The sequence below is a fragment of the Solitalea canadensis DSM 3403 genome (genome assembly GCF_000242635.2).
Classification (GTDB): domain Bacteria; phylum Bacteroidota; class Bacteroidia; order Sphingobacteriales; family Sphingobacteriaceae; genus Solitalea; species Solitalea canadensis.
In genome coordinates, this window is the sequence record NC_017770.1 from 873,190 (window position 1) to 884,973 (window position 11,784).

10 protein-coding genes are annotated in these 11,784 nt (G+C 36.8%); 6 read left to right on the forward strand and 4 right to left on the reverse strand.

Going from position 1 to position 11,784, the window contains the following annotated elements:
• Positions 1–149 precede the first annotated feature (149 nt).
• A complete protein-coding gene (locus SOLCA_RS03550) occupies positions 150–866 on the reverse strand; it encodes a head GIN domain-containing protein (protein ID WP_014679078.1) in 717 nt (238 codons plus the stop codon).
• Between the two features lie 224 nt (positions 867–1,090).
• Between SOLCA_RS03550 and SOLCA_RS03555 the strand changes: the two genes are divergently transcribed.
• Entirely contained in the window at positions 1,091–1,324 is a 234-nt protein-coding gene (locus tag SOLCA_RS03555; RefSeq protein WP_014679079.1) for a hypothetical protein, read from the forward strand.
• Between the two features lie 102 nt (positions 1,325–1,426).
• On the opposite strand, the gene SOLCA_RS03560 is transcribed toward SOLCA_RS03555, so the two are convergent.
• The 3 genes from SOLCA_RS03560 to SOLCA_RS03570 form a co-directional block, all read right to left on the reverse strand.
• Positions 1,427–3,793, reverse strand: a complete 2,367-nt coding sequence (locus SOLCA_RS03560; RefSeq protein WP_014679080.1) for a ribonucleoside-diphosphate reductase subunit alpha — start codon at positions 3,791–3,793, stop codon at positions 1,427–1,429.
• A gap of 144 nt (positions 3,794–3,937) precedes the next feature.
• Positions 3,938–4,909, reverse strand: coding sequence for a ribonucleoside-diphosphate reductase small subunit (locus SOLCA_RS03565; RefSeq protein WP_014679081.1), 972 nt, complete (start codon positions 4,907–4,909; stop codon positions 3,938–3,940).
• A 492-nt stretch (positions 4,910–5,401) separates the two neighbouring features.
• The gene (locus SOLCA_RS03570; protein ID WP_014679082.1) at positions 5,402–5,866 is read right to left on the reverse strand and encodes a response regulator; all 465 of its coding nucleotides are present in this window, start codon (positions 5,864–5,866) and stop codon (positions 5,402–5,404) included.
• Between the two features lie 112 nt (positions 5,867–5,978).
• Here SOLCA_RS03570 and SOLCA_RS03575 point away from each other — a divergent pair, with 112 nt between their 5' ends.
• The 5 genes from SOLCA_RS03575 (at position 5,979) to SOLCA_RS03595 (ending at position 11,624) form a co-directional block, all read left to right on the forward strand.
• On the forward strand, positions 5,979–7,136 hold the full coding sequence (locus tag SOLCA_RS03575) for a ThiF family adenylyltransferase (protein ID WP_014679083.1): 1,158 nt from the start codon (positions 5,979–5,981) through the stop codon (positions 7,134–7,136).
• Between the two features lie 88 nt (positions 7,137–7,224).
• Complete coding sequence (locus tag SOLCA_RS03580) at positions 7,225–7,944, forward strand: hypothetical protein (protein ID WP_014679084.1); 720 nt, start codon at positions 7,225–7,227, stop codon at positions 7,942–7,944.
• The gene (locus tag SOLCA_RS23720; protein ID WP_014679085.1) at positions 7,941–10,124 is read left to right on the forward strand and encodes a sensor histidine kinase; all 2,184 of its coding nucleotides are present in this window, start codon (positions 7,941–7,943) and stop codon (positions 10,122–10,124) included. The genes SOLCA_RS03580 and SOLCA_RS23720 overlap by 4 nt, the downstream gene beginning before the upstream one ends.
• Entirely contained in the window at positions 10,105–11,226 is a 1,122-nt protein-coding gene (locus SOLCA_RS03590; protein ID WP_014679086.1) for a hybrid sensor histidine kinase/response regulator, read from the forward strand. Before SOLCA_RS23720 ends, SOLCA_RS03590 begins: the two co-directional genes overlap by 20 nt.
• Complete coding sequence (locus tag SOLCA_RS03595) at positions 11,226–11,624, forward strand: response regulator (protein WP_014679087.1); 399 nt, start codon at positions 11,226–11,228, stop codon at positions 11,622–11,624. Before SOLCA_RS03590 ends, SOLCA_RS03595 begins: the two co-directional genes overlap by 1 nt.
• Positions 11,625–11,784: the final 160 nt, after the last annotated feature.

The window sequence follows — 11,784 nt, forward strand, 5'->3', positions numbered from 1 at the left end:
TGATTTTAAAAGAGGTAACGATTTATGTTTGGCAAAGAGTGAGATTCAAAGAAGCTAATATAGATTATCTAAGAACCATGGTCTATGGACAATGGACTCAAACCATGAACTATGATCTATGAACCTCAAGCCATGAACCATCAACTAACTTACCTGCTTCGCACTTTCCCGCTGCCGCTGATTGTTTGCGTAATTTGCGGAGAACCGATATAAAGTACATTTCCGCTGCCGCTAATATTAACGGTAAGTAAATCGCTGACATTTACTTCGCAATTTCCTGAACCCGAAATTGTGCTCTTTGCATTTCTGCTTAACAGGCCAAAAGTTTTAATATTTCCTGAACCCGAAATGGTTTGATCTGTGTTAACAGAGTTACCCCATAACTCAATTGTTCCTGAGCCTGAAATATTGCTTCTTAGATTAGTGGTAACAATATCACCTAAATAAATTGATCCGGAACCACTCACGTTAAGTTTAACCTCCTCATTGTATTCGATCGGTGTGTTTTTAATTAAACCGCTTCCGGAGATATCTGCGGACTTGAAATTACTTACAGGGACATAAATATCGATTTTACCATGTTTATACCTTGTGCGATAATCACGGTAATAAACGCTAAGGGTATTATCTGGCTTTAGTTGAGTTACCAGTTCAGGAGCTATGTTGTCTTCAGCATAAATTCTTACGGTCTTAACACTGTCTTTATGCAGTATAATATTGAAATCACCACTGCATTCTACAGCATTTATTTCAGCTAAGGTTCTGGTTTCTGTTATATAATTTCCAGAACCCTCTACTACATCCTTGCAAGAACCAAGTAAAAAAGCAGCAGATAAAAAAATAAATAAGAGCGAATATGTTTTCATTGGGTATGTATTTATCCCCAAAAATAGGAAATAATTACAATGGTCTGTTTTACAGTATTGTAAAGTTTATGTGATGAGAGCATGGAAAAATAACTTTTGTTTAATAGCCGAAACGAAGAAAAAGAAAACTTACAGATTAGTTACTTAACTATTTTGCATATAAGTTGTTAAATATGAATTTTTTAAGTATATTTCGATATCTAAATTTACTTAAATCGCGTACTATGTCAGTTAAAATTAACCATGAGCATCATAGCTCGCTGTATTGGCTGGTTATGATCTTTACCGGTCTCTTTATTTTAGGGATCGCAATTAAAATTTTATCATTTTTCTTTAATGCCAATGAGGGGATAGGGCTGGCGATCAATAATATTGGTTGGTATCTCTTCTTACCTGGAGCAGTTGGCTTACTGATTATGATGCTTATTCATGCTATTTTCCGTAAAAATTACGAATAGCAATCATTTAATTTTTCAAATCGATACCAAATAATTGTTGCAATAAAAAAGTCGTCCAGGTTAAACCGAGACGACTTTTTTTAGTTTTATATTATGGAGTTATTATGCAGAGCAAGTAACACATCCTTCTTCCATCGTACAAACCGGTCCTGTGATTTCTTCTTCCACACCGGTGTGTTGTACCATAGGTTCTAATTGTTTTTCAGCTTGTTTTTCAACCGTAAACTTAACCGCAGCGTTTGCAGCTTGTGTACGTAAATAGTACATGCCGGTTTTAAGTCCTTTTTTCCATGCATAGAAATGCATAGAGGTTAGTTTAGCATTGTTAGGACTTTGAACAAACAAATTCAACGACTGGCTCTGACAGGTATATGCACCGCGATCAGCAGCCATGTCAATTAATGTACGTTGCTTGATTTCCCAAACTGTTTTATACAGCTCTTTAATATGCTGAGGAATTTCTTTGATATCTTGAATTGATCCTTCTGCAGCAATAATCTTATTTTTCATTTGGCCATCCCACAGATTAAGAGCAACCAAATCTTTTAACAAGTGCTTGTTCACCACGATGAATTCACCGGATAGTACACGACGAACATAAATATTTGAAGTGTATGGTTCAAAACATTCGTTGTTACCAAATATCTGTGATGTTGACGCTGTTGGCATCGGTGCAACTAATAAAGAGTTACGAATACCGTATTTTTTGATTTCTTTTTTCAATCCGTCAAAATCCCAACGTTTGCTAGGGGTAACATTCCACATGTCATATTGAAGGATACCCTTTGAGGATGGAGAACCTTCATAAGTTTCATATGGTCCATCCACTTTTGCAAGGTCTTTTGATGCAGATAATGCTGCGAAGTAAATGGTTTCGGCAATTTCGCGGTTCAAACTTTGTGCTTCAGCAGACTCAAAAGGATGGCGTAACATGATGAAAACATCTGCCAAACCTTGAATACCCAAACCAACCGGACGGTGGCGGAGGTTAGAGTTGCGAGCCTCTTCAACAGGATAGTAGTTGCCGTCTATAATCTTGTTAAGATTAAGCGTTGCCTGGTAAGTTACTTCGTATAATTTTTGGTGATCAAACTCACCGTTGATAACAAATTTTGGTAATGAAATAGAAGCCAGGTTACATACTGCAACTTCATCTTCAGCAGTATACTCCATAATTTCAGTACACAAGTTAGAAGACTTGATTGTACCTAAATTTTGCTGATTCGATTTTTTGTTAGCAGCATCTTTGTAAAGCATGTACGGAGTTCCGGTTTCAATTTGAGAATCCATAATAGCGAACCAGAGTTCCTGAGCTTTAACCGTTTTACGAGCTTTACCTTCTTTTTCGTAACGCTCATATAATGCCTCAAAATCGTCTCCATAGGTGTCGTATAAACCAGGAGCTTCGTGCGGACAGAATAAGCTCCACTCACCATTCGATTCAACACGTTTCATGAACAAGTCTGGAATCCATAACGCGTAGAATAGATCGCGTGCACGTAATTCTTCCTTACCGTGGTTTTTACGTAAGTCTAAGAAGTCAAAAATGTCGGCGTGCCAAGGTTCTAAGTAGATAGCAAAAGCTCCTTTACGCTTACCACCTCCTTGATCAACGTAACGTGCAGTGTCATTAAATACACGTAACATAGGAACAATACCATTGGACGTTCCATTAGTTCCGCTGATGTAAGAACCTGTTGCACGAATATTATGGATGCTTAAGCCAATACCACCTGCTGATTGTGAAATTTTGGCAGTTTGTTTTAATGTATCATAAATCCCTTCTATGCTATCATCCTTCATTGTTAATAAGAAACAAGACGACATCTGAGGTTTTGGAGTTCCGGCGTTAAATAGGGTAGGAGTTGCATGGGTAAACCATTTTTCCGACATCAGATTGTAAGTTTTGATAACCGAATCGATGTCTTCTTTATGGATGCCAACAGCCACACGCATATACATGTGTTGAGGACGTTCTGCCACTCGACCATTGAGTTTTAACAGATACGAACGTTCAAGCGTTTTAAATCCAAAATAATCAAAAGCAAAATCACGATCGTAAATGATGTTTGAATCTAACGTATCAGCGTTTTGGCGGATAATTTCAATTACATCATCTGAAAGCAATTGTGCATTTAAGCCTGTTTTTGGATCAATATAATTGTATAGTCGTTCCATGGTTTTTGAAAACGACTTTTCAGTATTCTTATGTAAGTTAGACACAGCGATACGCGAGGCCAACAATGCGTAGTCAGGGTGTTTAACGGTTAATGAAGCAGCTGTTTCGGCAGCTAAATTATCAAGTTCAGAAGTTGTTACGCCATCGTACAAACCTTCAATCACTTTTTTAGCTACATCAATAGAATCAACATGGTTACTATCGAGTCCATAGCTTAATTTTTCTATCCTGGCGGTGATTTTGTCAAATTTCACCGATTCAGTTCTGCCGTCGCGTTTAATTACAAACATAGTTTAGAGGTTAGAAGCGTTTTATAGTTTATTGCTTTTGGGTATGAATGCCGTTGTGCTGTTCGGCACTCACTGCAATTGGTTTATTTTTAGCTAATTATTTAGAGCCCACACATTTTAAGCCCGAGTCAAATGCTCTGCTAATTAAAAGTCCTCATCCAGTGAGAAAATGTTACTGTCTTTATCAGACAGGACACCACTCTTCTGATAATCACCAACTCGTTTTTCAAAGAAATTGGTTTTCCCTTGTAATGAAATCATTTCCATGAAGTCGAAAGGGTTAGTTGCATTATAGATTTTTGAATATCCTAAGGCATTTAACCATCTGTCGGCCACGAATTCTATGTATTGTTGCATTAATTTGGCATTCATGCCGATTAATGCAACAGGTAATGCATCTGTAATAAATTGCTTTTCAATTTCTACTGCATCTGTAATTATTTGATGAACACGTTCCTCAGACAATTTGTTGATTAACATACTGTACAATAAGCATGCAAACTCACAGTGAGAACCTTCATCACGAGAAATAAGCTCATTTGAGAACGTTAGCCCCGGCATTAAGCCTCGTTTTTTCAACCAGAAAATTGAACAGAAAGAACCTGAGAAAAATATACCCTCAACTGCGGCAAAAGCTACCAGTCGTTCCGCAAAGGTTCCGTTTTCAATCCATCTTAACGCCCACTCAGCTTTTTGCTTAACACAAGGAACGGTTTCAATGGCGTTGAACAAACGGTTTTTTTCAGCTGTATCTTTCACATAGGTGTCGATTAACAAAGCATATGTTTCAGAATGGATGTTTTCCATCATGATCTGGAAACCATAATAACAACGAGCTTCAGGAATCTGAACTTCGCTCATAAAGTTTACAGCAAGGTTTTCGTTCACAATACCATCGCTGGCAGCAAAAAATGCCAATACATGTGAAATGAAGTGTCGCTCCCCATCATTAAAATTCTCCCAATCCTTCAAGTCAAGTGAAAGGTCAATTTCTTCAGCCGTCCAGAAACTGGCTTCAGCCTTTTTATACATCTCCCATATTTCGGGATATTTAATAGGAAGCAATACAAATCGCTCCTTATTTTCTTGTAAAAGTGGCTCTTGAACGTTTTTCATATATTTTCTACTAAAATTCGTTTATTATCAATTTACTTCGTTAAACCCGACAGTTTTACCGTTCGCCCGGTTGTGACCTGCGTTCGGATAACATTTTTGTTATTAATGTCAATTAAAAAACTGGTGGTTTAATTTAACTTGTTGCATGTAGTTAATACCTCTGAAAAGCCCAATTTGTTTTGAATTTTTCAGTGTATCTACGGTCAGAATTCGGTAGGAATTACTGCCGTGCGACGTACTTTTTTAAGAGTGCCCCGGCTAATCGGCTGATTGTGAGTGCGGATAGCGGGGGGCTTATATAGCCAAAGAACGAAACCAAAAATAATTAGGAAGTGACCAAAATCAGATTTTCTTTTTCAACAAAATGTTAGGAACATAATGGGCTGTTTTTCAGAAAATTGTTTTCTGAGATTGTATACAAGGAAACTTTAATTTTTTTTAAAACTATTTTTTAAGTATGAAAGTACTATTAAAGACTTATTTGTTTGAATTTCAGGAAAGTAATTTTTGACGAAGTAAAAACTCCAATTGATCATTTGCCTGTTCCAGATCTTCAGTTAACTGTCGGTTCATTTTTCTAAGCGTATATACTTCAAAAGCTGTTTCAATATTATGGCGAAGTTCTTCTTCATCCCAGGGTTTGCTAATGTAGCGGTATACTTGCCCTTTATTAATTGCATCAATAACAGCTGAAATATCAGCATATCCAGTTAGTAACATTCTGATTGGGTCTGGAAAAGTGTCTATGATGGAGGCTAAAAATTCAATTCCTGTAATTTGGGGCATTCGTTGGTCGGTAATGAGCACATGAATTTCATTTTGCTCAAGTATTTTACGCCCTTCTTCAGCAGAATCTGCTGTAAATACATTATATAACCGACGAAAACTAGCTTTAAATGCTGTTAAATTGTGTAATTCGTCATCTATATACAATACATTTATTTGTTCCTGACTCATAATTATTATTTGTTACTACAAAGATTCGAATATCCTCTATAAAATTCTATCTTCGAAAATATTTGCTCTACTTTTACGCCCAACAATTAAACCCCTAACAAAAACCATAACCATGAGCGTTGCTGTGGACTTTTCGCAATTATTGCGTTACAAAGTTCGTGAATCTAATTCACGAACTAATGATCACGTGCCTGAATTTTTTAGGCTAAATAATGTTCTTGATGCTGAAAAATTCTACCATCTACTCCAATTCAACTCAGCTGTAAAGGTTTACGATGAACTTAACAGTCAACTCAAAGAATTGTTGAAGTTAAGAAATGTTGGTCAACAATTTTCTGATCAAGACCTGCAACAGTTAGTTAATGAACATTTAAAAAATAGCTCAAGCGACCGTTATGGCGTTTGGGTTTATTATCCCTGGTCCAATAAAGTAGTTCATCTTTTAGATGAAGAAGAATTTATTGAAGTAAGAACCAGCAGGAACAAACTTAAAATTACCAAAGAAGAACAGGAAACTCTCCATCAAAAAAGAATCGGAATTATCGGGCTTTCGGTAGGACAATCTGTTGCTTTAACGATAGCTATGGAACGCAGCTGTGGTGAATTACGATTGGCTGATTTTGATGAGTTAGAATTAAGTAATTTAAACAGAGTAAGAGCAGGTGTAGACCAATTAGGTTTGTCGAAAGTGATTTGTGCGGCAAGGCAAATAGCTGAAATAGATCCTTTTATTAAGGTGAAATGCTATACACAAGGTGCCTCTGTTGGTAATTTAAATGACTTCATGGGTGATAACTCAGATCAGCTTGATTTGTTGGTCGAAGTCTGTGATAATTTCGAAATGAAAATCTTATGTCGGTTAGCTGCACGTCAAAAAAAAATTCCGGTGATCATGGAAACTAACGATAGAGGTATGCTTGATATTGAACGTTTTGATATAGAGGCGAGTAGAAAAATACTTCATGGAACGGTTGAAAATCTAGAAGGAGAGCTTACTGATGTAGCTGCAATACTGAAAAAAATGACACCTCAGGAACGAATGGGCTACCTTACCAAGATTGTTGGTGTGGAAAACATTTCAGACAGAATGAAACTTTCTTTGGCAAATATGGGTAAAACCCTAAATAGTTGGCCTCAGGTAGCATCTTCAGTAGTTGTAGGGGGTGGATTAGTAGTCAACGCTTGCCGAAGAATACTCTTAGGTTCATTTAAGTCATCCGGTCGTTTTTTCGTAGATCTTGATGAATTAGTTGCTGATCGACCGGAATAAATAGCTTTAGTGAATAATTGAATACAATATTTTTCGCCAGGATGGTTAACATTGTCATGTATCTTTTTATCTTTCGTCTTTTTGTAAAATGGTCGGTATTAGAGTTTTTCGGGCGGTTGATGATGCAGATGCATGTAAGAAATACATAGAAGGTCATCGTCGCATTCTTGAAATCCATGGAGTTGTTAAGATTACTTCTTACAGACATGATTGGGTAGACGACCCGCATACCATGGTTATTTTGGTAGAAGAACTGGAAACAGGAAGAGTATTTGGAGGAGCACGATTGCAATTACGCAGAAGTGGTATTCCATTGCCGATAGAACTGGCGTTGAATAAATACGATCCAAAGATATTAAGCATGGTGAGTGATGCGGAGCAGAACGGAGGTACATGTGAATTATGTGGATTGTGGAACTCGATGGAAGTTGCAGGGATGGGAATTGGGAGCTATATACTTTCGCGAATCGGAGCCGCTATATCATCACAATTGCCTGTTACCAGCATATTCGTTTTATGCTCACCTGTAACAGTAAGGATGGGCAGAAGAGTAGGAGCCCTGGTAGAACGTACATTGGGAAACAATGGATTGTTCTATTATCCTAAAGATGACCTGATTGCTACTGCCATGGTGCTAAGCGATTGTGATGCGTTGATACATGCGGATGAAAATGAGCGGGAATTGATTTTTGATCTTAGGCGCAATCCAAAACAAACAAGGGTAGAAAGTGGTCCCAAAGGCCAATTCGAACTTGATTATGATATTTTAATAAGGGAGCTGAATTATAATTTGAGTGATATAAAATGAGATTATTAAAACTGCAACTTTTGCTTTTTATGCTCATCTTACCTGTGCTAAAAACGCAGGCAGCCCTTCCTTTTACTATTGCGAAACCTGGAAAAGTTTATGCTGTTGGTAAGCAAGTTTGGATCTATGAAGATGCATCCGGAGAGAAAACCATTGAAGACATTAACCATGAGTCCCAATTTGTTTTAGGTAAAGATCCAATTCCCAACTTTGGAATTACTTCATCAAATTTTTGGTTACGCTTAGAATTAGTAAATAATACAGGGAAAGAAGACCTATTATTACTGATCGAGAACCCAATAATTGACGAAGTTGAGTTCTATTATACAGATTCGCAGGGAAATATTCGATCTGATGTTTCTGGAGAACACAAAACCTTCGCCTCAAGAACAATTCAACACTCTAATTATATTTTTTCCTTACCGCTGAAAAACAATGAGCGTTCCATCTGCTACCTGAAAATAAAAAGCAATGACCAGCTTCAATTGCCTTTATTTGTGGGAACAGAAGAAGCTATTTATCAGCGTTTGTTACTTAGAGATCTGCTCTTTGGTATCTATGCAGGCATTATCGCTGTAATGATATTGTACAATCTGTTCGTATATCTATCAGTAAAAGATAACAGTTATATATACTACGTATTCTTTATCCTGTTTGTTGGTTTATCACAAGCTACATTAGAAGGTTTAGGTTTCCGGTTCTTATGGCCAGGTTCTCCTTGGATGGCCATAAATAGTACGGTGATAATTCCGGCTTTATCCGGCGTTACCACCGGATTGTTTATGAAGAGTTTTCTTCAAACAGCACGGTATGCTCCGGTTTTAGATAAGATCATCAATAGTTTTATTGGAGGATATATCATTGCGTTAATTGCCTGCCTTCTTGGATTTAATCAGTTTGGATTGCAATTGTTGCACGTAGCTGGTGCAGGAGGCTCTTTCTTTGCCTTATATGTAGGATACCGCATTCATAAATTGGGTAACAGATCCGGACGTTTTTTCCTGATTGCCAACTCTATTTTCCTGTTGGCCGTTATCGGATTTGTACTCCGGAATGTAAATATCATTCCTTATAATACATTCACATCGATCATTCTGGAGTTAGGATCGGCTTTACAAGTTATTCTACTTTCTTTTGCGTTGGCAGATAAGATCAATACGCTGAAAGTAGAAAAGGAACATTCGCAGGCAATGGCCTTACTTGCCTCGCGTGAAAATGAACGATTGATAACAGAGCAGAATATAATGCTCGAAGCAAAAGTATATGAGCGCACACGTGAGCTTCAATTTACTAATGGCGAATTAATCAATACCCTTCATAAATTAAAGGATACACAATCGCAATTAGTGGAAGCTGAAAAAATGGCTTCATTAGGACAACTTACAGCCGGCATAGCTCATGAGATCAATAATCCGATCAATTTTGTAAGTTCAAATGTGAAACCTCTCCAAATGGATATTGATGATCTGTTTGCGGTGATTGCCAAATATGAAGAGCTGGATCTAACGGCAAGTCCGGCAGAAAAGCTGAAAGAAATAGAAAACTTTAAGCGTAAGATCGACCTTGAATATGTAGGGGAAGAAATTAAATCATTATTACGAGGCATTGAAGATGGAGCAACACGAACTGCCGAAATAGTAAAAGGACTACGTAATTTCAGTAGATTGGATGAAAGTGAATTAAAATTAGCGGATATACATACCTGTATTGATTCAACATTGGTAGTATTAAAGCACTCTATTCCTAATGGTGCAAACATTGTACGTGATTTTTCATCTGTACCTCAGATTGAGTGTTATCCGGGTAAACTAAATCAGGCATTGCTTAATTTGTTAAATAATGCCTTCCATGCTATTTGTAAGAAAACAAACTTTATTGAGCATACCGTTACAATCAGTACATCGTATGTAGATGAAATGGTAATGATTGCTATTTCAGATACAGGCATTGGTATGCCGGAAGAAGTAAAAGAAAAAATATTTGAACCGTTTTTTACCACCAAAGAGGTAGGAGAAGGAACAGGACTCGGACTATCTATTGTTTATAAAATCATTGAAAAACATCAAGGGAAAATTGAAGTTTCTTCAGTTCCTGATATTGGGACTACGTTTACGCTGCTCTTGCCAAAACAATTAGAAACCAAACAAAAGATTTTTATCAATGAACTTGTCCAATCGTAATTCAGTCAGGGTATTATATATAGATGACGAGCAAAATAATTTAATCACCTTTAAGGCAGCTTTCAGACGTGAGTTTGAAATTTATACAGCTTTATCAGCCAATGAAGGCATAAAGATATTGCAGGAAATCCCTGTTCATGTAATCATTGCCGATCAACGCATGCCGAATTGCACAGGAGTAGAATTCTTCAGATCGGTAGTTGAAAAATATCCTGATCCGGTACGCATTTTAATAACCGGATACACAGATGCTGAAGCTTTAATAGATGCTATTAATAATGGTCATGTGTATCGATACATTGCTAAGCCCTGGAATGAAATGGAATTGCGCAATGCTATCTATAATGCTTTTGACGTATTTCAGACCAAGAAACAACTTCAGCAAAATATCGAAGATTTACAAAAAGCCAATGATGAGCTGAACCGATTTATATACAGCCTTTCTCATGACCTCCGCTCTCCGTTAATGTCAATTTTGGGTGTAATTAAATTAGCCAATCTTGAACAATCGGTAAATGACCCTAACGGATATATGGGTATTATTGAGCAGAGTGTAAATAAATTGGATGGCTTTATCCTAAAGGTTATTGAGTATTATCAAAACTCACGTGCAGAAGCACTGCCCGAAAGTATCAGCTTTAAGTGCCTGATTAATGATATGCTTGAAAGCTTTAAACCGCAGAATACACAAATTATATATGATACAGAAATTCAACAAGGAGCAGACTTTAAGGGAGACAGTTTCCGCATTTCAGTTATTTTGAATAACCTAATTTCTAATGCGGTTAAATATCAACGCACAGAAGAAAGAGACCCACGAATCAATATAAAAGTAAAAGTAAATTCAGCTAAAGCATTAATATCTATAAGCGATAACGGAATAGGTATTTTGCATGAACACCTTGATCAGATCTTTAAGTTATTTTTCAGAGCTAAAAACACAAAGCGTACTGGAACCGGAATCGGTTTGTATATAGTGAAAGAAGCGTTAAACAAAATAGGAGGAGATATTGCCGTTCATTCTAAACTTGGAGAAGGAACACAATTCGATATAACAATTCCTAACATGGTGGTGGTGGAGGAGCCTGTTTTATGCGGGTAATGCTAATAGACGATAGCAAAATTGATTTATTTTTAGGAGAAAAGATGCTTGGATTGAGTGGTGTAAGTAGTGAAATCATTACTTGCAGTTCCGCATCAGAAGCACTTGACTTTTTTGCAGGAAATATTTCACAACCACAGCTCCTACCTGAGCTTATTTTATTAGATATACATATGCCAGAGATGGATGGCTTTGACTTTTTGGATGAATTTATCCGTTTTCCGGAGCATATAACTCAAAATACCGGTGTATTGATGCTCACCTCTTCAGTTGATCTTAAAGACTTAGTGCGTGCAGAAGCAAATCCCCTGGTAATAAAGCTTATTAAGAAACCACTTTATCCTGATTCACTTCACCTTGCATTAGAGAATTATTTTACCGATAAAGGGGATAGTTAACCTATAACATCACTTTAAACTACCTCGAAATTTTATCCACTTTTGTGGATAATTATACTTGTATACATTTTAATAATAAGAAAGTTGTTGATGCTGCTTAAAATACAGTTGTTAACATTGATATTTCTAAAATTTTAATTAAATTAACTTTAAGTAAAGT

Bases quoted from the DNA above. Each gene is read 5' to 3' on its own strand.
- SOLCA_RS03550 (WP_014679078.1), bottom strand. From the start codon at position 866: ATGAAAACATATTCGCTCTTATTTATTTTTTTATCTGCTGCTTTTTTA.
- SOLCA_RS03555 (WP_014679079.1), top strand. From the start codon at position 1,091: ATGTCAGTTAAAATTAACCATGAGCATCATAGCTCGCTGTATTGGCTG.
- SOLCA_RS03560 (WP_014679080.1), bottom strand. From the start codon at position 3,793: ATGTTTGTAATTAAACGCGACGGCAGAACTGAATCGGTGAAATTTGAC.
- SOLCA_RS03565 (WP_014679081.1), bottom strand. From the start codon at position 4,909: ATGAAAAACGTTCAAGAGCCACTTTTACAAGAAAATAAGGAGCGATTT.
- SOLCA_RS03570 (WP_014679082.1), bottom strand. From the start codon at position 5,866: ATGAGTCAGGAACAAATAAATGTATTGTATATAGATGACGAATTACAC.
- SOLCA_RS03575 (WP_014679083.1), top strand. From the start codon at position 5,979: ATGAGCGTTGCTGTGGACTTTTCGCAATTATTGCGTTACAAAGTTCGT.
- SOLCA_RS03580 (WP_014679084.1), top strand. From the start codon at position 7,225: ATGGTCGGTATTAGAGTTTTTCGGGCGGTTGATGATGCAGATGCATGT.
- SOLCA_RS23720 (WP_014679085.1), top strand. From the start codon at position 7,941: ATGAGATTATTAAAACTGCAACTTTTGCTTTTTATGCTCATCTTACCT.
- SOLCA_RS03590 (WP_014679086.1), top strand. From the start codon at position 10,105: ATGAACTTGTCCAATCGTAATTCAGTCAGGGTATTATATATAGATGAC.
- SOLCA_RS03595 (WP_014679087.1), top strand. From the start codon at position 11,226: ATGCTAATAGACGATAGCAAAATTGATTTATTTTTAGGAGAAAAGATG.